Annotated in this window: 25 protein-coding genes and 2 pseudogenes; 7 read left to right on the top strand and 20 right to left on the bottom strand. The window is 32.0% G+C overall.

Going from position 1 to position 23,295, the window contains the following annotated elements; all coding sequences use genetic code 11:
- The first annotated feature begins 116 nt into the window (after nucleotides 1-116).
- From ACUXVC_RS13555 to ACUXVC_RS13540, 4 genes and pseudogenes are all read left to right on the top strand, one after another.
- Nucleotides 117-482: a hypothetical protein gene (locus ACUXVC_RS13555; protein ID WP_144465228.1), complete on the top strand. Its 366-nt coding sequence runs from the start codon at nucleotides 117-119 to the stop codon at nucleotides 480-482.
- A gap of 88 nt (nucleotides 483-570) precedes the next feature.
- Nucleotides 571-963, top strand: a pseudogene (locus ACUXVC_RS13550) (hypothetical protein); the annotation flags it as partial.
- 81 nt (nucleotides 964-1,044) lie between these two features.
- Nucleotides 1,045-1,452 (top strand): DnaJ family domain-containing protein, encoded by a 408-nt coding sequence (locus ACUXVC_RS13545; RefSeq protein WP_001987779.1) that lies wholly within the window; start codon nucleotides 1,045-1,047, stop codon nucleotides 1,450-1,452.
- A gap of 78 nt (nucleotides 1,453-1,530) precedes the next feature.
- Complete coding sequence (locus tag ACUXVC_RS13540; protein WP_144465227.1) at nucleotides 1,531-2,346, top strand: YwqG family protein; 816 nt, start codon at nucleotides 1,531-1,533, stop codon at nucleotides 2,344-2,346.
- Nucleotides 2,347-3,069: 723 nt separating this feature from the next.
- On the opposite strand, the gene ACUXVC_RS13535 is transcribed toward ACUXVC_RS13540, so the two are convergent.
- Complete coding sequence (locus ACUXVC_RS13535; RefSeq protein ID WP_144465226.1) at nucleotides 3,070-3,465, bottom strand: RidA family protein; 396 nt, start codon at nucleotides 3,463-3,465, stop codon at nucleotides 3,070-3,072.
- 143 nt (nucleotides 3,466-3,608) lie between these two features.
- Complete coding sequence (locus tag ACUXVC_RS13530; protein ID WP_144465225.1) at nucleotides 3,609-4,604, bottom strand: LAGLIDADG family homing endonuclease; 996 nt, start codon at nucleotides 4,602-4,604, stop codon at nucleotides 3,609-3,611.
- Nucleotides 4,605-4,900: 296 nt separating this feature from the next.
- Between ACUXVC_RS13530 and ACUXVC_RS13525 the strand changes: the two genes are divergently transcribed.
- Nucleotides 4,901-5,863 carry an MBL fold metallo-hydrolase gene (locus ACUXVC_RS13525; protein WP_446026146.1) on the top strand — a complete coding sequence of 321 codons (963 nt, stop codon included), beginning with the start codon at nucleotides 4,901-4,903 and terminating at the stop codon, nucleotides 5,861-5,863.
- Nucleotides 5,864-5,926: 63 nt separating this feature from the next.
- Here the strand turns inward: ACUXVC_RS13525 and ACUXVC_RS13520 are convergent, their stop codons facing one another.
- The 14 genes and pseudogenes from ACUXVC_RS13520 to ACUXVC_RS13455 all read right to left on the bottom strand — a co-directional run bounded on the left by ACUXVC_RS13520 (nucleotide 5,927) and on the right by ACUXVC_RS13455 (nucleotide 17,471).
- On the bottom strand, nucleotides 5,927-6,850 hold the full coding sequence (locus tag ACUXVC_RS13520) for a hypothetical protein (protein WP_095690775.1): 924 nt from the start codon (nucleotides 6,848-6,850) through the stop codon (nucleotides 5,927-5,929).
- A gap of 218 nt (nucleotides 6,851-7,068) precedes the next feature.
- Nucleotides 7,069-8,199, bottom strand: coding sequence for a DNA polymerase III subunit beta (gene dnaN, locus ACUXVC_RS13515; protein ID WP_095690776.1), 1,131 nt, complete (start codon nucleotides 8,197-8,199; stop codon nucleotides 7,069-7,071).
- A gap of 30 nt (nucleotides 8,200-8,229) precedes the next feature.
- Nucleotides 8,230-8,673: an NUDIX hydrolase gene (locus tag ACUXVC_RS13510; protein WP_016081388.1), complete on the bottom strand. Its 444-nt coding sequence runs from the start codon at nucleotides 8,671-8,673 to the stop codon at nucleotides 8,230-8,232.
- Nucleotides 8,674-8,951: 278 nt separating this feature from the next.
- A complete protein-coding gene (locus ACUXVC_RS13505; RefSeq protein WP_095690777.1) occupies nucleotides 8,952-9,377 on the bottom strand; it encodes a GNAT family N-acetyltransferase in 426 nt (141 codons plus the stop codon).
- 130 nt (nucleotides 9,378-9,507) lie between these two features.
- A complete protein-coding gene (locus tag ACUXVC_RS13500; protein ID WP_095690778.1) occupies nucleotides 9,508-10,716 on the bottom strand; it encodes an L-lactate MFS transporter in 1,209 nt (402 codons plus the stop codon).
- 279 nt (nucleotides 10,717-10,995) lie between these two features.
- Entirely contained in the window at nucleotides 10,996-11,139 is a 144-nt protein-coding gene (locus ACUXVC_RS13495; RefSeq protein ID WP_000653680.1) for a hypothetical protein, read from the bottom strand.
- A gap of 31 nt (nucleotides 11,140-11,170) precedes the next feature.
- On the bottom strand, nucleotides 11,171-12,187 hold the full coding sequence (locus tag ACUXVC_RS13490) for a serine hydrolase domain-containing protein (RefSeq protein ID WP_095690779.1): 1,017 nt from the start codon (nucleotides 12,185-12,187) through the stop codon (nucleotides 11,171-11,173).
- A gap of 101 nt (nucleotides 12,188-12,288) precedes the next feature.
- Entirely contained in the window at nucleotides 12,289-12,555 is a 267-nt protein-coding gene (locus ACUXVC_RS13485; RefSeq protein ID WP_071739420.1) for a heterocycloanthracin/sonorensin family bacteriocin, read from the bottom strand.
- Between the two features lie 199 nt (nucleotides 12,556-12,754).
- A complete protein-coding gene (locus ACUXVC_RS13480) occupies nucleotides 12,755-13,201 on the bottom strand; it encodes an NUDIX domain-containing protein (RefSeq protein ID WP_071739419.1) in 447 nt (148 codons plus the stop codon).
- Between the two features lie 25 nt (nucleotides 13,202-13,226).
- Nucleotides 13,227-13,388: pseudogene (gene cutA, locus ACUXVC_RS13475) on the bottom strand (divalent cation tolerance protein CutA); the annotation flags it as partial.
- Between the two features lie 47 nt (nucleotides 13,389-13,435).
- Complete coding sequence (locus ACUXVC_RS13470) at nucleotides 13,436-13,894, bottom strand: GNAT family N-acetyltransferase (protein ID WP_071739418.1); 459 nt, start codon at nucleotides 13,892-13,894, stop codon at nucleotides 13,436-13,438.
- 76 nt (nucleotides 13,895-13,970) lie between these two features.
- Nucleotides 13,971-14,894, bottom strand: a complete 924-nt coding sequence (locus tag ACUXVC_RS13465) for a nucleoside hydrolase (protein WP_095690780.1) — start codon at nucleotides 14,892-14,894, stop codon at nucleotides 13,971-13,973.
- A gap of 162 nt (nucleotides 14,895-15,056) precedes the next feature.
- Complete coding sequence (locus ACUXVC_RS13460) at nucleotides 15,057-16,418, bottom strand: glycosyl hydrolase family 8 (RefSeq protein WP_095690781.1); 1,362 nt, start codon at nucleotides 16,416-16,418, stop codon at nucleotides 15,057-15,059.
- 138 nt (nucleotides 16,419-16,556) lie between these two features.
- Complete coding sequence (locus tag ACUXVC_RS13455) at nucleotides 16,557-17,471, bottom strand: DMT family transporter (protein WP_078993712.1); 915 nt, start codon at nucleotides 17,469-17,471, stop codon at nucleotides 16,557-16,559.
- 152 nt (nucleotides 17,472-17,623) lie between these two features.
- Here ACUXVC_RS13455 and norG point away from each other — a divergent pair, with 152 nt between their 5' ends.
- Nucleotides 17,624-19,057 carry an efflux pump transcription regulator NorG gene (gene norG / locus ACUXVC_RS13450; protein ID WP_069355697.1) on the top strand — a complete coding sequence of 478 codons (1,434 nt, stop codon included), beginning with the start codon at nucleotides 17,624-17,626 and terminating at the stop codon, nucleotides 19,055-19,057.
- Nucleotides 19,058-19,101: 44 nt separating this feature from the next.
- Here the strand turns inward: norG and ACUXVC_RS13445 are convergent, their stop codons facing one another.
- Entirely contained in the window at nucleotides 19,102-19,632 is a 531-nt protein-coding gene (locus ACUXVC_RS13445) for a DUF4269 domain-containing protein (RefSeq protein WP_095690783.1), read from the bottom strand.
- A gap of 166 nt (nucleotides 19,633-19,798) precedes the next feature.
- On the opposite strand from ACUXVC_RS13445, the gene ACUXVC_RS13440 reads away from it, so the two are divergent.
- Nucleotides 19,799-20,260 carry a DUF2306 domain-containing protein gene (locus ACUXVC_RS13440; RefSeq protein WP_053564312.1) on the top strand — a complete coding sequence of 154 codons (462 nt, stop codon included), beginning with the start codon at nucleotides 19,799-19,801 and terminating at the stop codon, nucleotides 20,258-20,260.
- 133 nt (nucleotides 20,261-20,393) lie between these two features.
- On the opposite strand, the gene ACUXVC_RS13435 is transcribed toward ACUXVC_RS13440, so the two are convergent.
- The 3 genes from ACUXVC_RS13435 to ACUXVC_RS13425 form a co-directional block, all read right to left on the bottom strand.
- The gene (locus ACUXVC_RS13435; RefSeq protein ID WP_000873738.1) at nucleotides 20,394-21,239 is read right to left on the bottom strand and encodes an SH3 domain-containing protein; all 846 of its coding nucleotides are present in this window, start codon (nucleotides 21,237-21,239) and stop codon (nucleotides 20,394-20,396) included.
- A 285-nt stretch (nucleotides 21,240-21,524) separates the two neighbouring features.
- The gene (locus ACUXVC_RS13430) at nucleotides 21,525-22,403 is read right to left on the bottom strand and encodes a glycerophosphodiester phosphodiesterase (RefSeq protein WP_095690784.1); all 879 of its coding nucleotides are present in this window, start codon (nucleotides 22,401-22,403) and stop codon (nucleotides 21,525-21,527) included.
- 45 nt (nucleotides 22,404-22,448) lie between these two features.
- Nucleotides 22,449-23,249 carry a GNAT family N-acetyltransferase gene (locus ACUXVC_RS13425; RefSeq protein ID WP_141241048.1) on the bottom strand — a complete coding sequence of 267 codons (801 nt, stop codon included), beginning with the start codon at nucleotides 23,247-23,249 and terminating at the stop codon, nucleotides 22,449-22,451.
- Between the last annotated feature and the right edge of the window lie 46 nt (nucleotides 23,250-23,295).

Genomic DNA, 23,295 nt, shown 5'->3' with positions numbered 1-23,295 from the left:
CAACTCGAATACAGTTAGTTATTTATGTTAAAATATTTCGAGTGAAATCAAGCTTTTAAGGATTTCATTAAACATTAAACAAAACAAGTTAGCAACGTAGAAGGGATAACATTAACATGAAAAACGTATCAAATATAGATAAAGTAGAATCAATAAAATCTTTACAGTCAACAATTAGTAAACTTGAAAATGCCTTATCACAGATGACTCAAAAAGGATCAAATACTACTTTAGTGAAAAAAAGACTCAAAGCAGCTATTATCGGCTTAGCTATGTTAGAAAGTGTTTGGAAGCAAGAAACTCATCATTATACTCAGGAAGATTTAGCAGAAGCTCGTAATGTTCTGATTGGTTTGCTTCCATCAATTGAAAAGATTTACGTTAAGCCAAAGCTTGGGAGTCCTCAAAGAACGCTTTTAGAAAGAAGAATAAAATCGTTGGAACTTTCTATTCAAGCAATAGACAATTATTCTAGTAAATAACTCATTTAAAGAGTCTTATTACAAAAGTGTAGCAAGGCTCTTATATCATTCTATCAAAATTAAATATCCTTACTGCCACATTGCAGCAAGGGCAAAACATCTTGATCTACCTCATAATTATTCTCAAACTTCACATCTTCAAGAACATTTCATTGTCTTTAATAAAAATCCATGCATTAAGTAATCTTCAACCGCAAAAACACTCAATTATTTAATTTACGAAAATGGAATACCGCCATGTATTGCTGTAGATCATGTTAATCAGCTAGAAGAACTAACTTTTGAAAACGATATTCCTTGGATTGAAAATCAAATTTCATCTATAAATTCTATTGCAACTCAACTTCACTTTTATATGGTAGCAGGACAACTTGAAAACAAACCTCTTTTAACGGCCAATAATCACTTGTATAGAGCTTTAAAAGATAAAGGGTACAAAACCACTTATGAAGAGTTTCGAGACGGTCATGATAGCGTGTGAGGGTGAAAAAAGTTGTTAGATGGATTGAAAGCTTTGAAATAGATAAAAACCACACTATAAAATAAAAAGGAGAGAAAATCTATGAATCAAGAAGAACTAGATAAAAAACTAAAAAAACAAGAGATTTTAGTAAAAGATGAGAAAGTTTGGTCCTATACGTATGAGGATCATATTAGTTCTATCGTTAAACAAGCAGAACAAAAAGGAGCTTTTGATAATTTACCTGGTAAAGGGAAACCTCTTAATCTTGATAAAGATCTTTCTTACAATCCTGAAAAGCAACTTTATAGAACTTTAGCAAATAATCATGTTTTACCTAGGTGGATTGAGCTTTCAAAAGAAATTGATGATTTAAAAGAAAAGCTAAAAGAAAATACAAATACTGCAGAAGCAGCGGATTTAATTCGAACTATTAATAAAAAGGTTTTAGAACATAATCTACTTTGTCCACCAAGCGCGCAAAAAATGAGGGTGAAAATGGATTTTTAACGATTTTCAATTAAGCTATCGCTTACTATATAATTAAGTTAGGCATTTTCAATTCATTACTAAAAGGAGGCAAATGTAGTGAAGAATACGTATCAACTTCAAATTCCGAAAGAACTAGAACAGTATCGTAGTATTTTAGAAGAAAGTGTGAAACCGTATGTTAAAGTGTCTGGAACATTAGCAGAGACAACGCTTTTTGAAAGTAAGTTTGGTGGATATCCGTATTTACCTATAGATCAAGAGCATCCTAAAGACTCAAACGGACAACCTATGATGCTACTTGCGCAGTTAAACCTTGAAGAAATACCAAACATTGAACATATGCCTCAACATGGAATGTTACAGTTTTTCATAAGTGCTGAAGAAGATCTTTTTGGAGCAGATTTTGATCATCCCACAAGCCAAAAAGACTTTCGAATTGTTTATCATTCTACAATCACAGCGGATTTAACTAAGGTGATTACTGATTTTAGTTATTTAAACACTTTAGATTTAGAGAATTTTATCATACCCAAAGCAGCAAAACTAAAGTTTGAGTTGGCATATCAACCAGTAACACCAAGAGATTATCGATTTGAAATGATTTTTAGTGATAACATTGATTGGGAAGAAATTGTTGATGAAGAAAATAATACAGAATTAGGCGAACTGTATGATGATTTATGTAAAGATCAAGGACATAAAATTGGTGGATATCCATTTTTCACACAGACAGATCCGAGAGAATGGGAAGAAAAATACCAGCAACATGACATATTATTGTTGCAAATCGATACAGACGATTCATTAAATATTATGTGGGGCGATTCTGGGGTTGCTAATTTCTTTATACGTAAGGAAGAGCTGTTAAATCTAGATTTTTCCAACGTCCTTTACAATTGGGATTGTTACTAGAAGATACAAATAAAATAATAGCAAACAAAAAATCTTCCTGAAGGTGAGGAGGATTTTTTTATGTTAAAAATAAGCGTTATGTTAACTAGAATAAAAAACAATGAGTGTAATGAAAGTCAAGCCTAAATAACAGAAATAACAACAAATAATGTAAAGTTGTAAAACATGTGCAAATAGCAATAAATTCATTAAGTAAAACATAAAATAAAATTACTAATTTATATTTTGTATAGAAATAATTTTTCTGTATAAAAATTTCTTGCCAATCAAAAATGTTTTTAATTCGTTAAATCTTAAGCGATTATTGATTAAGATTTGCTGTGATGAATTTATAACAAATAAAAACGATAAAAACTGAAAAAATTTGTTTAGATAAGATTTCATGTGAATCTCACTAAAAATCTCTGCTTTGTCTCATTAAGTATAGTTTACTTGGGTTTTGATACCTGATATTGCTTTGTTTCTATAACTGCCTATAATATATATTATGTTAACTAACTTTAAATAATAAACTTATTATAGATAAGTTAGTTTTTGTGATTATCCTCCCCTCGTTCTTTTTAATCATTCTGTGTGATGGATTGTTTAGTTGTTTGTTTTATAAGTTGTTGATGGAAATGTCTCCAGATATAAATTATATTTAAGACAATAAAAAATGCAATTCGTTTTAACTGAACGCATTAAACGAATTGCATTGATATGATTACGAATAAGTTCTTAAAATTAGTTTGCTACAGCAATTGCTTCAATTTCAATTAATAAGTTATCGTTAATTAACTTTCCAACTTCGACAGCTGAACTTGCTGGTGGATTGTTAGTGTCAACGTATTGATCTCGTATATCTCTAACAATGGCCATTTGAGAAATATCTGTTAGGAAAAATGTTAATTTTACTACATCATTAAATCTTAATTCCGAAGTTTCTAATGCACTTTTAATATTTTCGAAAACTTGTCGCGTTTGTGTAGCTAAATCACCAATGCCAACTATTTGACCATCAGTGTTAATCGCTACTTGTCCAGATATGTAAATTGTTCGTTTAGCGTTACTAACTTCCACTACATGTGAATATCCAAAAGTTGGTGGCATCGTTTCTGGATTGATAAATTTCTTTTGCAAGGTGGCTTTTATCAAGACAATTGTAAAATCTATGTATTTACTATATTCAATCAACAAAATTAAGAATCCTTTATGATTTAAAAATAAAAAACCTTAGAATAGCTATCTTCATACCTATTCTAAGGTTTTTTAGGATTTTATATTTAGTTATCGCTAGTGGATATTGTTAAATTAATCTTTTCATAATCTCTTTTAAATTGATTATCATTTTTTAGCCAACGTTTGAAAGCCGATTCGCTTATTTCTAAATTTGAACAAGTTGTAGCATTACATTTATTTTTCATATATTCTTCAAGGAAATTTTGTTTTCTTTGTTTAACGGCAGTTTGAGTTTGTTTTAATTTTCGATCTTGTAATTGATCTAAACTCAGACTTTCTTTCTGAAACACTTCATATTTTCTATGCAAATAAATATCTTTGTCTTTATAAATCCAATTTGAAAATAGTTGTATTGATTTCCTTCCAGATAAAATAACGCGATAATGTTTGTTTTGATTTAGTAAATCGGCTCGTAAATTGCGATTTTGAAGAATTTGATGTAAAGAATTCATAAAGTTATATGATCCTCCTACAAAGCTTACTGTATAAGTTTCATACTTGACGTAACCATCCCCATCAAAATATCCACGAACAAAATGATGCAAATATTCTTCTGGTACAAAAGGAAATTCGATGTTAAATGATTTACATGGCATAATTCCATGTATGTTCATAAGGTCGTCTTTTATTGTTTTGCTATTAATATTTAGCATGTATACGCCTGTTTTTTTGTTTTGATAAAGTGGCTGGTTTGTTTTTAGTTCTTTTTTTATATTTTCTAAAATATAACTTTCTTTTTGTGATATACTGACACATTGATTTTCTTTTGGTATAGCACCGTCTGCTGCTATAAACCCTAAAATATAAGCCATGTTATTTGACCACGTTTTAAAATAATTTTCTGTTATGTCATACTTTCTCTTCCAACTCCCTATAGCGCGCCTTGGAACGTTGCTGTCTGATAAAACCATACGAATATACCTTGCAGATACATTAGCAAGTGTAGCGATCTCTGAGGTACTCTTCCCCTCTGCATATAGCTGCGTTATTTCAGATTTTGATAGTTTACATTTTGATTTCTTTTTTCGTTCTATGTGCACTTACATCCTCTCCTTCCTTTCTTTTATTAGAGACATATTTTCTTCTATAACATACAACGGAACATATGTTCTTTGTTGCGTATAAGAAGGAATTTACTAAATAAAAACAATTTACATGTACTTAATATTTGTCTTAGCTGCTGCTGTGCGATTTGTACTTTATAGATACAAATAATGAATTTGACGGATTTATGAAATACAAGGCATTTTAGATGAAAGGTAAAATAATATAGTTTAAACTACAAATAGCTACAAAAACAACATACGTAAATTGTTAATCGTAAAAAGGAGAACGAATGAATAAGAAATATACAAATCAAATTCATACTGATATGAGTTTTAAACCGAAAGATATTATAAGTTTAATGACGGATTACTTTAAAATAAAATCAAAGCTGCGTCCTATAAAGGATTTGCCTATCGTTTTATCAAATAAAGATAATGAATCGTTAGAGAGTGTTACATGGTTTGGCCATTCTGCTTCTCTTTTGAAAATAGAAGGTAAAAAACTATTATTAGACCCTATGTTTGGAGATGCCTCTTCCCCATTTCCTTTGTTTAATAGTAAACGCTATAGTGGTACTTTTTCTTTAGAACGTGATGACCTTCAAGAAATTGATGCGATTATCATTTCTCATAATCACTATGATCATTTGAATTACAAAAGTATTATGCAGTTAAAAGATCGCGCAAAGCACTTTTATGTTCCAACTGGAGTTGCACAATATCTTATTAAATGGGGTGTTTCGTCTAGTAAAATTAGTGAACATAATTGGTGGGACGAAATTACGTTTGATAATATTAAGTTAGTATGTGCGCCTGCAAGGCATTTCTCGGGACGTGGTATGACAGATAGAGATCGTTCATTATGGTGTTCATGGCTTATTCTTGGTCAAGAGACTAAAATTTTCTTTAGTGGTGATAGCGGTTATGCCCCTCACTTTAAGGAAATTGGTGAGAAATACGGTCCATTCGATCTTACATTAATGGAATGCGGGCAATATGATCCGAGGTGGTCTGCTATTCATATGTTGCCTGAAGAAACGGTACAAGCTCATATTGATGTTAAAGGAGAATTACTTCTTCCGATTCATTGGGGTGCCTTTACGTTAGCATTACACGAATGGAGTGACCCGATAGAACGTGTTACGAAAGAAGCTAACCGTTTAGGAGTTAAAATTACAACGCCTCAAATTGGCGAATCTATTACGTTGAAATCTACAAATTATCCTTCATCCGCTTGGTGGAAGGAAATTTAATTTTAAAATATAAAAAGAGCGAATCCTCTTATAAAGAATTCGCTCTTTTTTCTGTATTTAAACTTATTTCACAATATTGGATTTCCCACTATCTAAAACTCTATTGGCTGGTACACTGGACATTTCAACCACTGTATTCATACTCTTATCAGTCAGTTCAATGAGTTCGTTTTCATGTTTTATTTTATTTAAATCCCACACCATCCCATGAAATTCATTATGCTGACCACTTACCTGTATAATGCTTTTTGTTTTATTTGAAGGCTGTATTTGAAGATTTGTAAATTGATTCCCACTAATTTCATTTGGCGTAGTTACTTGACTATCCATATAAATCATATTTACACAGTCTTCTAAAGAAAAGTTCATAAAACGATTGGCATTTATCCAAGCTTGTCCGGTGCTCGGTTTTTTTGCTACTAATTTTAGTCCGGTTTCCATTCCTACAATTTTAATGTTTTCGAAGTTAACAAACGAAATTTCATTTTCTTTTCCAGCAGAGTATAAAGAAATTCCGGTACCTTTATTCATTTCCGTCCAATTAATAATATTTATATCTTTTATTTGCGTTTTGTTCCAAGTGTTATAATATTTATTTTTACCGTCTAAATAAATAACTTCAGAGTTAAATTTAGGATCGTCAATAGCTATATACGCTCCTTCAATGGATGCGTTTTTCTCTAGTTCTAGAACTCTAAAGTTTCCCTCAACCACAAATTGTGATCCATAACCAAATAATAATTTCACACCTTTTTTAACAGTGATTGGTGACGTGATTTTATACTTTTTATCATCAAGCAATACGGTTTTTATTTTACTAGACGCTGCTTTATTAATAGCAGATTGTATTTTTATTGAATCATTTGCCCCTTTAAAGTCTTCTACATACAAGTTAGTATTTTTAGCTGCATAGTCTTTTTTGTTGTATTGATAAAAAGCAAAAATAATTAAAACTATACCAATGAGTAAAACAATTACTTTCTTCATCGTACTCACCCCATATCGATTAATCTATGCTTTTATATTTAGGTTATTATTATTTTGCTTTGTATTTCAGATTACCATTGCTGCTTTGTCTATGAATTATATTATGTAGGAATTAGTAAACTGTTTGCTATACTAATACATCATTCTTATAATGTATTAATTTATGATTTCATAAAACAAAAGTCTGCTTGTACATAATGTAATTCCTTCCTCTATCCCTAATAAGCTCTTACTGGTGATATAAGATGTACTGCTGCAGATTGCTTTCCTGCTTCAATCAATATCGGTCTCATAGAACCGCCAAAGCTTAAAGTAATCGTTTCTTCTTTTATTGCTCTTAAAGCATCAACCATAAAACGCCCATCGAAAGATATATTTAATTGTTTTTCGCCTTGAATCGCATCTATTTGTTGCGTTTCGGATATTTGCCCAATTTGAGAAGCGTTTGAAGAAATTTTAATTGTAGATTCGTTTATGATTTCTAAGTTAACATTGTTATTGGCCCATTCACTTGCTAATAAACTTGATCGGTCTACACCTTGTAATATCTTTTTTCTATCTATGTTAATAATTGTTTTAAAGTCGTTCGGAATAAGATTGGAAATATTAGGATATTTCCCTTCGATTAGTCTTGAATATAATGTAGTTGTTCCGAGCGTAAATATAATATGACTCTCTGAAAGATAGATATATACGAATTCTGAATTGCTGTTCATTAATTTTAGAAGTTCACTAATGGTTGCGCTTGGTACAATACAATTTGCTTTTACATCTGAGGAAAGCAATGTTTCACGTATCGCTAGTCTATGTGAGTCAGTTGCAGCACAAATTAACTTATTATTAGATAACTCTATATGCACCCCAGTAAGAACAGGTCTAGATTCATTTTTCGCTACCGCAAAGACTGTTTGTTTAAATACTTCAATCAATTGCTCTGTCTCTACTTTGATTTCTGCATGATTGTCTATAAGCGGTACATTCGGAAACTCATCTGCAGGAAATCCATTTAAACTTAATGTGATTTCTTCTGATTGTATCGTAATTAATTGCTCATTCTTACTTTTTATTGCTATATCACTTGGCATTTTCTTTATTATTTCAATGAAATACTTTGCAGGTACAACAATAGTTCCTGCCTTTAAAATAGTTGCAATCTTTTCGTCTTCAATTGAAACAGGAATGAATTTTTCGATAAAAATATTCGAGTTACTTGCGATTAAAGTAATTCCAGATTGATCTGCAGTTATTTTTATACCAGATAATATAGGAATTAAAGATTTTGTTGATATCGCTTTGTTAACTTCTGAAAGTGCTTGAATAAATTGTTTGTGATTAACGATGAACTCCATGTTTTCCCCGCCTTACATGAGATAATATTTTTATGAAGATTGATGAACGATTGTTCCGTTAAAAAAGTACGGTACTGTTTCTTTCCTTTGTAATAAATCTAGTAAATGTTCTGGTATGCGTAAATACGGTGCTGCTATATGTAATTCCATCCAAGTAATCTCTTCGATTTCTTTTGGCCTTGATATATATGTCTCCCCGCCGATTATTTCGCCTAGAAAATTAAAGAAAATTGCATGATGATCTCTTTCCTCAAAAAAGGCTTCGCTGATAGAACAAATCCCGTTTACATTTATATGTAACCCTGTTTCTTCTTTTACTTCTCGAATTACTGCTTCTTCTAACGTTTCTCCTAATTTAACTGCGCCACCTGGTAATGTATAATAAGAACCATTTTCCCCTTTGTTTTTTACCATTAAGATCTTTTCGTTTGTTTTATCGTACAAAATCGCGTATGTAACATTAACTTTTTTCATATGTACCTCCTCTATTTTTAATAAAAGGAATTTTCTGTCTTCTATCCATTCTACCATTAACTCCTTTTAATATATATAAGTTAGTAAAGTCTTGCCTTTACCGCTATTGATGGAGTTAATAAAAATAGGCTACTGATATAAAAAAGAACGTACCTTAGGAAGATTATCCAAAGTACGTTCTTACAGTTTTAGTATGAAAATTGATTCAATTAATACTGAAATTAATAATAACCTCGCCCTTATTGCATTTGTATTCCAAATACTAATGTTAACAAATTCTATATACTTTTTAGCCGTTTTTCTAAATAATAATGATTATGTCCTTTCGGATGATCTTCACTTACTCCGATTACTTTATATCCATGCTTCTTATAAAAATCAGGTGCCTGAAAACTAAAAGTATCTAAATTGATTAACCTGCACTCTTTTTCAATTGCAAATTCTTCAATAAGTTTTATTAACTTGGTTCCGTAACCTTCATGTCTATATTCTTCAGAAACCCATAGAAAGTCAACGTGTATATGGTGCCAAAAAGTTATCGCTGTTACCCCACCTACTATTTCTTCTTTTTCATTTCTTACTATGAAACTAACCTTTTCTGAAGGTGTTTTTTCTTTATCTGCGCGATATTTTTGATTATATTCAATTACTTTCTCTCTTATGTAATCACTATCTTCTTGTACCCACTGCTGTACTATTTTCATTTTAAGTATCACGCTCCTTTTTACTTATCTATTCAATTTTAAAATGATATTGTCCTGTCTTTAATGAGTTAGTAAAGAAGCAAAGTTAATGGAATAAAAAAGAGCCCTAGTATGAGGACTCTTTTTAAAATTAAGCTACTTTCCGATGTAGATGTTTTAGTTCCTTTTTCTTTTCTACATTTGGTGGACGGATTAATATTGAAATAATGAAGGAAATAACACTTAAAACACCAATTATAATGAAAGTTGGTTGAAATCCTCCAAGTATCGCTCCAATGAATGATCCTGCAAGCGCACCAAATCCGAAACCTTGGTAGACAATCCCGTAATTTGTACTATGGTTTTTTAATCCAAAGAAATCTCCGACAATAGCTGGGAATATAGTTATATTACCGCCGAAGCAAAAGGCGACACTTGCTACACAAGCAAAATAGATTCCGTAATTTAGCGGAATAAAACTTAAAGTAAAGACTGACAATCCTATAATAATAAACGTTGCAGAGACAATTTTCATTCGCCCAATTTTATCTGATAACGTCCCAAGAATGATTCTACCTACTGTATTAAAGATTGCAATCATAGCAACGGCGTTTGCAGCGGTTGCTGCGCTAAGTCCAACAAGTTGTACGCCGATATCTTTTACCATACTGATTAAATACAAACCACCCATACACGAGGTGAATAACATAAAAAATAGCAGATATACTTGTTTCGTTCGCATCATTTCACGCGGAGTATAGTCATTGTGTAATGTTTCAGTTACAGTATTACTTACAATTGCCTCACGTAAGAAGAACGATCCGATTAATACTAAAAGTAACACGATAATACCCCAATATAAGAATGCTTGTGATACACCAAGGTTATCGATAAGATTTCCGTTTATATATCTAAAGATTAAGCTGCCCATTCCATACGCTGATACAGATATACCTGAAATAAGCCCTTTCCGATTTGGAAACCATTTAATTAAATTAGATAGTGATGTAATATAAGCTGTTCCATCCGCATAACCAACAACGACACCAGCTAATAAATATAATAGTGGTAAGGAAGAAACTTGTGAACTAAGTATTAAGCCGAGTCCTAAAACAATTCCTGCAGTAGCAATAAGTTTCCGAAGTCCTAATTTTTTCTGTAACTTTGCTGCAAATAAAGTTGAGAATGATAAAGAAAAACTTGTTATAGAGAAAGTTATCGCTACTGCATTAAGATTCCATCCAAACTTACTTACAAGGGGTTGATTAAATAAACTCCATGTATAAATTGTTCCAAGTCCAATTTGAACAATGATTGTACCTAGAACAATTAGTAACGGATTTATAGAAGTTTGCTTCATACTAACTGTCCCCTTCTTTTATCTTGACATGAATTTTCACAGTTAGTATATCCATCATAAATTGCAAGATACTGTACGGAAAATGGTAATTAAGTTCATATACACAAAAAGACACTTCATAAAGAAGTGTCTTTTGCAGGTTATATCAGATGTTTCTAAAGAAAGCTTTGTTAAGATAAGCCATTTTCAAATGCTTATGTATATATGTTATCAAATAATTTCTTATATGTGATGAGACTTAAGACGTATTTTTCATTCATCATATAGTCGGATGAAAAATTAATATTCGATTTCATCAAAATCCTTCGGCTGCGGTACAGTTTGCATATTAGCTGCATCTTTAGGATCGCTATAAATCGCATTTTGCTCTGTATTTACATCTTTTATATTTTGTTTTTTATTTTTGTTCACTTTATCTTTCACTTTCAATCACTCCTTTTTGTTATAGGAGTAATTATGCCCTATTACCGTTACTAAATGTATCAGCGACTAAATTACTAAATTCACGTAAATAATATAAGTAATTATCACCGCCGTAGTTATATCTTTTGTTATACATTTTTGCAACAACTACATTATATTCAGGTATTACTAAAATAGTCGGTCCAGTAATCCCTAATATTTGATACGATCCTTTTGGAATACGTTCACCAAGTTCGCTTAATTGTGCAGGCTCATTTTGGATGAACCAAAACACCCCATTTTGTGGTAGCTCTTTGTTTATAAATGTTGGGCTCTGCAAACTCGTAGCGATTTTTATAACTTCTTTTGGAACAATTTGTTTATCATCTATCATACCTTGATTTAAATGAAGATTCCCCCACTGCACAAATTCTCTAGCTGAGACAAATAAATTTTTTTCAGTACCGTCATCTACCGTACCAATTTCACTAATTGCGTCTTCATTTGGATTATTAACAACGTCAACTAAATTTTCATCTCGTTGAACTCTCCAACCTGTTTCTTGAAAATTAGCAGGTTTAAACACACGCTCCTTTAACAATTCAGGAAAACTTTTGTTATATAGCTGATAAATAAGACGTGTGATCATTCTTACATTAATATCTCTATACGCCCATGATTGTCCCGGTTCAAATTCACGAAAAATTGTCCCGTCATTCGTTTCTTCTAATCCGTGCGAATGTGTTACTAAATGTCTTATCGTCGTTTTACCAAGCAATACAGGATCAAAGTCTTTAAAATATTTTATCGCTTCATCATCGATAGAGTTTATTTTCCCCTCGTAAAGCGCATACGCTATCATTAATCCTAAATAACTTTTTCTAGCAGAAGCAACGTTAAATTGTGAAGATGCTGTTACTCTCTTGGTTGTAGATGTATTTGAGTGATAACCACTATAATGCTCTAGTACGATTTTATTATCTTTTATAATACAAAGTGCTGTAGCAGAACTATGATTTTTTTCTTTTATATTCTCTACCCAAGAAATCAACTTATCATATGTATACAAATGAATCCTCCTTAATACGTTCGGGAATTACAACATGAAAGAAAAGTGCAAAATAGTTTTTACACCTTTCTTTCATATAAAATAGCTTGGATTTTCTACACTTAAATAATCCACCAGTTCCAGCAATTAAAGCAACTGAAACATCCTGCGCATCCTATGCATCCGCCGCAACGACCTGCACAACCTCCACATCTACCGCCGCATCCGCCGCAACGTCCACCACAACCTCCACAACCGCCGCAACGACGTGCATCGTCTTGAATGTAAAAGTATGGATATTGACTTTGTTGTTGATCCCAATACACAACATTGCCCGTTTGATAATCATTAAGGTTTAATGATTGTAGTTCTTGTTGAAACTGATTCATTATGAAACCCTCCATTTATAAATGTAAATTCCGTCCAAATATTAAAGTTAATAAATTCTTTTAAACAAAGTAGAAACAAGACTATAGACTAAATGCGTACATCAACAAAATATGAACTTACACTAGGTGATGTACCTTGTTTTTCAGCCTATTTTCTTTATATTCATTCGATGGACGTATTTACTATAAATAAAGTGATTTAAAAATTACTAATCCAACAATTTAGTAGTTCATCATTTAACTTTCTTTCTAGTAATTCCTTTACTAAAGGCATTGGCATGATTTCATAATGATTTAAGGCTTCTTTATTATAATCTATCCAGTGAAATGCTAAATGAGACTCGCTAGATTTCGGTGTTAAGTCCGTATGTAAATCTTGTGACTCTACTTCAAAAATGTGATTAATTTCATGATGAAGCACTTCTTTATCTTGCCATTGATTTTCTATAACTCCTAAAAATCGTTTTATACTGCAGTTTACTCCAAGTTCTTCTCTTAATTCTCTTTTTAATGCATTCTCTGCTGATTCTCCAATTTCAACATGGCCACCAGGTAAAAAATAATGATGGCCGATATATTCAGCAACTAATAATTTTTCATCTTTTATCATGACTGCTCGTACAATATGATGGAATTTACTTTTCAATTGATATTCCTCCTAGTCATTCAATCTACACTTGTTCAAAATAATCATTTAATATCGGGATTATATAAATCATTGGTGTTTCATATGGATGAATTTCATTAATAACTTCAAGAGCACTTTTTACAAGTTCTCGTTTACACTTTATTTCAACTTTACATTCTTGCCCTTCGCATATTTGACCATTTTCACTTCAGTAAATTGCATATTTCATTTCACACCTTTACTTTTTAATAGTTAAACAAATAAACGGTATACTTGCTCACCATCATACTCCTGTCCTAATGATATGAAACCATATCGTTCATATAATTTCTTTGCAGAGACATTATCTTTATGTACGGTTAATCTTATTTCTTTACACGATTTAAAAGTATTTTTTATTATATCAATACTTTCTTGTAATGCTGCTTTTCCATAACCATTACCTTGCTGCGATTGATCAATAATAAATCCGTTAATCCAATACATATCCGATGTCTCTATTACAACAGCATGCATAACAAAACCAACCATAAGGTCACCATCGTATATAGCGAATGGTATGTACTCTACATTGTCACCATCTGGTTTTATATATACTTTAGCAAGTGAAACTGATACAGCGGGGACAAATTTTCTTTGATCTTTTTTAACTTGTAACTTTAATGCATCTTCCCAATTGTCTCTCGTAACAACCTTTAACTGGACATTCAATATTGTAAGCTCCTTTATCTAGAGGATGTATTTTTATATTCAACGCATTGAAATAATTCCCTTTTTCGACAGCAACTTATAACATGATTTTTATAAAATCTTGAATGAATTTTTGTTCATCTATTTCTAGTGCTATATGGGCTCCTTCAGATATAGAGCTAGGGCGAAAATCAGCAAATGTTTGTCCTTTCGTATCTCCGTATGTATCTACATTTACTGTACGATGCACAAATTCAAAAAAACTTGGATTTACTAATCCACTTATTGCAACCACATCATGTAGCAAAGGCCCTTCCATAGATGGATTAAGTTTTTGGTATGCGGATAGATAGTAATCATACATTGGTTTCATTATCATATGAAATGGATTCTTTGTATTAGCTTGAATATAGTTAAATACATTTGGTGTTAACACAGCTTTGTTTGTTACATTTAAAGGGAATATGAATAAATTCTTTGCTTGATGGAAAACAATTTTACTTGCTATAGGATCCCCATACACGTTTGCCTCCGCTAATGGCGTAACGTTTCCGACTTCTAAAAAAACACCACCCATGAAATAGATTCCTTTTACATTTAGCATTAAATCATTCCATAAATTAAACGCAATTGCTAACGAGGTAGATCTTCCTACATCAACAATCGTTAAATCTTTTCCGTGCTTTATAAGAATCGCAGCAATACTACCAAAATTGTATATTGGAATAGATAATACATTTTCCGGAACATGGATGGGCCCTAATCCTTCTGCTCCGTGAATTTCAGGATAGTACGTAGTGATTTCTTCTGTCAGTGGTTTTGTTGCACCACTAATGACAGGAATGTCTTGTCTATTTGCTAACTGTAAAATATACGCTGCATTATGTGCAGCATGTATATGCTCAACATTTCCGTATCCGGTTACAATACCGACAATTTCAATTTCGGGATGCAGTAAACCATACATAATGGCAAATGAGTCATCAATACCTGGGTCTCCGAAAAATAATACTTTTTCCAAGAAATACTCTCCCCTCATAAAAACATAGAGTCATCAATAACTATGTATATGAAAAAAGCAAGTATATCTATGCGAATTTTAGAATGGATAATGTTTTACAAAATATTAAAAAGGAACTAGCGTATGCTAATTCCTTTCTTCAGTAACCATTCTCAAATTTAATTAATTATCGTATCCTTCATAAATTCCATCATTTATTAGATTTTGTGTTTTTTTATCATCAGGTACAGGCTTCCACCAGTTTCCTGTAATAAATAACATAGTTAATAAATTATAACTATCGCTAAAATAACTTTCTCTCTTATTCTTCATCCAATCCCAACCGCTATTTACCCACTTTTGATTATCGCTATCCGTTATACTTGCAGCAATAAATGGTGAAACGAATACAGCAGTTGGATAACTCCCAATATTGGATCCGTTTAATTGATAACCATCCACAATTTTAGAAGGATTTCCATTCGTTTTATTTTGAATCCATGAAGAGACTTTATCAGAAATGACTTTACTTCTTTTCTCACCGTACATCGCATAGTCCATTACAATTCTCAATGGTACCCGACTAGCATTGTAATAATAGGCATTTGTATATTCTGACTCATCTAAGAAGTCTTTAGGTGCAGGTTGTGGTGGGTTTTTTACAACGAAATCTGAAATAAGTCCTGTATTTGGAGAGTACTTATTACTAAATTGCGTATAAACATCGTACAAATTATTAATAACAGTAAGCCAAGTTTTATCACCTGTAAATTCATAAAATGCTCTAAGGTGTGACATCATCCAATCAGATGGTCTCGTATCAAGTGAACTTTTAGAATCCCAATCTCCTAAATTTAGTCGGTTATTATTTGTAACATTACTAGCTTTAATACCTTTTGTAATCATGTCTTGTGCTTCTTTCAAATAATTAACTGTTCCATTAGATCCCCACTGCTTATGAGCAAGAAGAAGAGAATACGCAATATCTAAATCTCCATCAGTAGCAGAATCAAAATGACCTTGTGCTTTTTTACTATCTGCGACAACCCATCCCATTAAATTAGGATTTTGAGAGCTTTTAAAAGTTCTTGCTGTTTTAAATAAACCGTCATAGATTTTTTGAGCATTCGAATCATAACCAGCCATTAATACTGTAATTATCATCCCATACCCTTGACCTTCTGAAGTTCCAAGTGGCTTAAACCCATCCGCATCACCTGTAATCTCTCCTTTTACGTAATAACCACCAGGTAAAGAAGATAAATCATTTTTCAAATATTTCTTTTTCCAATTATCGTAGTAACTTCTTACAGAAGCATTTAAACTTTCCTGTGTAACATGATTCGGTTTTATAACACCTGCATAATTAACTTGCTGGGGAAATGGTTTCATTTCCTTTGCAGCAGCTACTTGTTGATTAACTACGGGAATAGAATTTTGTATTGAATTGTCCGTTACACTTGCTGCGAAACTAGAATTAGAAAAACTAGCTAGTCCGATTCCTACAATAGAAATACATGTGAAAATTTTTCTTTTTCCATTCATTATGTTGTCAGCTCCTTTTAAATTGCTTACTACATAAAATGTAACATACAATATTTAACTGAAATACAAAATATTATATTTATCAACATAAGAAAGAAACTATATAAAAAAGTATCATAAAATCATTATTGAATTACATTATACGGATTGATTATTTGCTAAATTCCTATGTTTTTCTTTTCTTAATACTGGTATATGAGCAATCACAATTCCAAGTATAGTAATTCCTCCGCCAATTATCGAAACTAAAGTTGGCACTTCTCCTAACCATATCCAAGCAATGAAACACGCAGTTATTGGCGTTAAATATAGAGAACTTGTTGCTTCAGAAGCACCAGCACGAGATATAATATAGGCCAATGCAATATACGGGAGTACTGTTGGAAAGACACCTAAATATATAACGCTCAAGTTAACTTCAAGAGGAGCTGCTAGTATTTTTTGATAAACTCCGGGTAAGAAAATAAGCATACATACAGTACTAGACAAAATTGTATATATGGTAAATGGTAAGAAGCCGTATTTTTTTAAGTAAGATGTTTGGAAAACGAAAAATAGACTTTCTGAAATCGCCGCTAATAATATAAATAATCCCCCGCTATTCAATTGAATAGCGTCGCCTTGGCTAAATGAAATTAAGGCAATTCCTGCAAAACTCATTACACCACCGATCCAGCCATTTAATTTCATTTTTTCATTCAAAAAAACAGAAGCAAGAATTGCCGTTACTATTGGAGTGACTGAAATGATTAAACTTGCAGATCCAGCATTTACTGTTTTTTCGCCGTAGTTTAATGCGATGTGATAAATAGTAAATCCTAGAGCACCAAATATAAAAATTGCTGGGATATCCTTTAAATCCGGTAGTCGTAGTTTGTATATAAATGAAAATAACAAAAGTATAAATGAGGCGATTAATAAGCGTAGTAAAGTAAGGTGTTCAGGCGTATAAGATTCAAGCCCCATACGAATTGCTGGAAAGGCAGTTCCCCATATAAGAATTGTAAAAGCGTGAGCACATATAATGCGTAAATCCCATTTTTTATTATGCATATTTTCTCTCCTTCCCTAAAAAACCAACCATTTTTAAATTACCAATTATTTCTTTTCATCATATTTAATAGTTGATACAATGTCTTCAACCAGTTATTTATCGGAAAAACCAACCACTTTGAATCTTTTAAATAAACGAAGGAGTTTTTTATATGACGACCGATAAAAAAGTGCCCAAATATCAGCAGATAATAGACTATATGAAAGAAAAAATTGAAAACGGAGAATGGCCAATTGGAAGTAAAATCCCTAGTCAGCGGCAGTTAGCAAAATTATTTCATGTAAATCGAAGTACTGTAATTACTGCGCTAGATGAACTTATAGCAGATGGTTTAATTCAAGGACAAATCGGAGCAGGAACAATTGTAATGAATAATACATGGTCATTATTAGCAACTAATCCTCCGCCCGATTGGAGTGAATATGTAAAAGCCGGTATTCATAAACCAAGTAAGTTAATGGTGCGAGAAATAAATGAAGCAGAAGCAAATAAAACGCTTATCCATCTTAGTAAAGGTGAACTTGCACCTCATCTTTTCCCGCTCGAAACTATGCAATCTATAATAAAAAACGTCAGTGAGGAATTAGATTATTTCGGATACGAAGAACAAAAAGGTTTTTATCCGTTACGTGAAGCAATAAGCAAATATGTAAGATCATTTGGAATACATGCATCACCGGATTCTATATTAATAGTCTCTGGTGCACTCCAAGCATTACAATTAATATCGATTGGTCTTTTACATAGAAAATCAACTGTTTTACTTGAACAACCTTCTTACTTATATTCACTTCATGTTTTTCAATCAGCAAATATAAATTTATCCGGTATATCAATGGACCATCACGGTATTTTACCTAACGACTTATTAAAACGAATTAAATATAGTCAAAAGAATAATATTTTATATTCAATCCCTTGTTTTCAAAATCCAACGGGGATATTGATGTCCAAAGAGCGAAGAAAAGAAATATTAAAAATATGTGAAAAAGAGCAGTTGCCTATCATCGAGGATGATATTTACCGAGAGTTATGGATTGATGAATCACCTCCAGCTCCTTTAAAGTCGATGGATAAACATGGACATGTATTATATATTGGTAGTCTCTCTAAAACACTTAGCCCAGGACTTAGAATTGGATGGATAATCGGACCAGAACCTGTTATTGATAGATTGTCAGATATAAAAATGCAAACAGACTATGGATCCAGCTCTTTATCTCAAAGAGTAGCTGCTGAATGGATAAATGAAGGTTTTTATGAAGAACATGTAGCAAACGTAAGAATGCACCTGAAAGAGCGAAGACAAATAATGATACGAGCTTTAAATAAATATTGTACAGATATTGCATCGTGGGATATTCCTAGTGGTGGATTTTTTATATGGCTAAAGGTTGTACATAACATTCCGATGAAAAAACTATTTTCAGAGGCTCTATCAAAAGGAATTCTTTTAAACCCAGGACGTATTTATGAAGAAGAATCAGATCAGTACATTCGTTTATCATATGGATATGCTTCACCAGAACAAATGACTTACGGGATTAAATTGCTCAGTGAATTAATTCGAAAGTTAACGGCATAAAAAAATCCTCTTTTGTTTTTGGAGGATTTTTTTACGTATCTTATTTACCACAATTTCATTTCCTGCCCTAATAAAATAAGTTTTTCATAAGGATCTCCGTCAATATTTAATACTTGAGCAAAAGCAGGTTCTGTTTTTAAACCTTGTTCCTTTAAGCGAATAACTTCTTCCCTTATATGGGGATGTTGCATTAATAACATGTGTTCCACTATCATATGTCTATATGCATTTTGATTACGCACTGGCTTCGGTTGAGCAAATAATTCAAATTCAAAACCTTCGAATTTAAAATTCACCTTTATCGATTCAGTACCTTTAATTTTTTTCTTTTTTATGTTGAACCCTCCATAAGAGCCATATAAAGATCTCATTTCCTGCTCAAAAACATCAAAGTTATATACTTCCATTACAATATCTAAGTCAGATTGAGGAGTATCAATTCTTATAGGGATTGTCCCGCAAAGAACGGGATTATATAAAGCTAAATCCTCCATTATGTTTAGGCTATTCAAAACATCATATATTTTTTGTTGCTTGTCATTGCCTGATTGTAAATATGTAATAGATGTAAACATAGAAGTCTCTCCTTCATTTAACATAATAATCATCTCACTAAATATTTAAATCATTGGGTTTTGTTCTAGGAATACCTTTATTTCAATATATTAAGCCGAACTAACTATATTTTTCAACTTTTCTCCTATACTGCAATACTATAAAAATAAAAAAGGAGGAATTATTATGAGCATTTTTAACATTCTTTTAACCATACACATCCTATTTGGAACAATATGCTTAATCACTGGTATTGTAGCGATGGTTGCCCAAAAGAAGAAAGGAAAACATACCGAATGGGGCGAAATATATCATGCATCCTATGTTGTCATTACCCTTACGGCAATAATATTATCCATTATCAACTGGGATAAAATCGCATATTTATTTTATGTAGCAATCTTCTCTTATTCATTTGCGATTTATGGATACCTTGCACGAAAAAAACGTTGGAAAAATTGGCTCCATCACCACATTAGAGGTATGCTAGGTTCTTATATTGGTGCAGTCACCGCACTTTTAGTAAATATCGGCATCCATATTCCCATTTTAAATTTACTTCCGCCAATATGGTTTTGGTTTTTACCCACTTTAATTGGTATCCCCCTCGTAGCCAGTGTATCAAAAAAATATAAAAAGCGTAGTTGAAATTAATTACATTTTGATTACTTTCTGATTATTAGAATGAAAAATTATACTCTATGTATTACAAATAATATTATGAATGCTCGTCCTATGAATATTTAAAATAAAATGCCGCCCAACAGGACGGCTCTTATTTTTACTTTACAAACGTAACATATTCACCAGAAACCCATTGATTTCCACCAACATTATACCAACCATCTTTATATCCAAACGATTGATATTTTTCACCTTGATACACGTTTTTCACAATGCCGTAATTTGTTCCAGGGCCGGTACGAACACGCAATACATCAGCGATTATAGTAACTACACCTACACCATCGTTTGATGATTGTGAAGTTGCTGGTACATTTCCTCCCGTATAACGGATGTATGATGGATCGTTATAAACCCACTGATCGCCACCTAGATTTAACCAACCATTTGTTTGTCCAAATACTTTGTAGGACTCTCCTTTCCCTAATTGACGAATAACGCCATATCCAGTACCAGGTCCTTTTCGTAAATTTACATTACTACCGTTAATATAAGCAACCCCTACATTATCATTCGACGTGGGAGGAGTCACTACGTTTTGAGCACCTTTTCCAAAAGTATCCGTTCCATACCCTTTGTAGTTATATTGCAAATGCGGGCTATCCACAAATCCTTTCCAGTCACCGCCCCATTCGAAACCAATTTGTTTAGCATAACGAATTGCTGAAGCCCACGGTTCTTTATTATAGCCATTCCAATCTTCTGTACCATTCGACTGAATTGGAACAAAATCTAATGCCTGTCCTACTAAGTGATATGAGCGCATCGTTTGTGATGCTCCTTTACGAACATATTCACGTTGTTGCTCGACTGTACGGATTGTTTCATAAATTAATACTTCAATTCCATTGTCGATACAGTACTGATACCACTTAAAAGCTGCAGCTTTCGTATTATCCGCTAATTTATTCAGATTACTTACATTTCTATTGTGGTATTTCAATATGCAACATCTCCTTTTCTATTATCATATGCAAAACTCGTCTCACGGGTTGTACATATACCTAGAACGATACGAAGTACAAATACATAGGAAGCCAATTCAGCTAAAAAGGTTTTCACTTCTAGCTTCAAACTTTGTAAGTTGAAATCGAAGCAATAAAAAAACCACAACCTAAGTCTTCAAGTTGCGGTTTTTGGTATTTTCTTTTTATATGCTACATGCCTTCTTGCATTGATAATCCTAATATGCAGGTTTTGTAAATTTTTCCTTTATGAATAACACTTCTTATTCATGACTTTTCAAATCCAATAATATTGAATGTAAACGATCCGGATAATTAGTAAACATCCCATCGACTCCCCATAAAAGTAACTTTTTCATATCTTTTTCATTATCTACTGTAAATGGATGAACTTCTAATCCGCTTTTCTTTATTTTCTTTACATAATCTGAATCAATATATTTGTAATTCATACCAAGACCTATGCAGTACGTTTTATACTTTTCTATCTCTAATTCTGTTAATTGAACTGCTTTTTTATAAGGTAATAATTGTACTAAGGATATATTACTATTTAAGCCATGAATCTTTTGTAGACTTTCTTCACTAAACGATTGAATAATAACTTTATCCTGTATTTCATAATGATTAATAATTTCTAATAATTTTTCTTCCATTCCTGAATATTCATTAGGTGATTTTGTTTCAATATAATAGTTCGCATTATGCCCAAACGTTTTAATAATTTCTGTTAATGTTGGGACTTTAACATTTTCAAATTCTTTCTTTGCTAAGTTCGGATATTTTTCATTAAAAAAAGAACCAGCATTTAGTTGCTTTATTTCTTCTAATGTATGCTCTTTCACTAGCCCAGTACCATTTGTTGTACGGTTTAAGGTTTCGTCATGCATTGCCACTAAATGCCCATCTTTTGTCATTTGGAGATCAATTTCTATATAATCTCCATTTATTTTTTGTCCTAATTGATATGCTGCTATTGTATGTTCTGGCGCATATGCAGAAGCACCTCTATGTGCGATATTTTTTATATGATTTGATTGATTAATAGCTTTAGTATACTTATGTTCATTTATTTTCTGAAAAACAAAGATACTTATTACTATAAAGGCACAAAATATTGTAACGAGATATATCTTTTTCATAACGATTTATAAGCTCCTATATAAAGACGATTTAACTTGAATGATTTACTCAATTAAATGTCGATTTTCCAATACAGTCATTTTGCCGATAGCTTGAAATCCCGATTTTTTATAAATATTGATTCCATCGGGTGAAGCTTGTAATACACAATACGTATTTTTAAATTTATGTGCTTCTTGCAGCAGGAAATTGAACATAGCAGATCCGAACCCTCGTCCTCTCATTCCTTCTTTCGTTGCTATGTCATAAATACCAATACTATCTTTTGAACATATCAATGAACCAACAGTTACGATTTCACCTTCATAAAACCCTAAAAATAATTTCATATTCTCACTGTTACATATATCAAGATTAGAAATTTGATTATAGAATGCTTGTACATGTATACCTTCTTCTGATGTGCCGAATAGATCAGCTAACGTTTCTCCAAATTTATTTATTTGTCCAGGTGAAGATGCTTGTTGAATAGTAAAACTTACTGGCATGTTTATTGTTGGGGAAATTGTTTTTAAGTCTGCTACCATCGCAATATTCTGTTCCACTTCTTTTAAACCGATTTTAATTAACTCACTTTTTATATCCCGCTCTTGCTCCTCATCCCATAACCAAACACTCATTGGAAAATTTCTTTGATAATAGTATTCTACCTCTTTATATAATTTCTCGATCCCTTCCGTTAAATTATTGTTTAGTAGAGTGATGATATTAAATGTATCGGCAGGTAATCCACAATCAACAGCAATATAATCTTTCGTTTTTTTTATACTCATTCCGGGCACAAATTGTGCAACATATGAAGTTTTAAATGCAAAGTTATCTAGTAGTAGTTGTTTATAATTCATCAATTGTTCTCCTTTTCATAAAAAGTAACACTCGAATTTTTCTATA

It is taken from the genome of Bacillus sp. N6 (genome assembly GCF_052805735.1).
The sequence above is the reverse complement of the archived record's forward strand: the minus strand, read 5'-3'. Positions and strand labels throughout refer to the sequence as shown.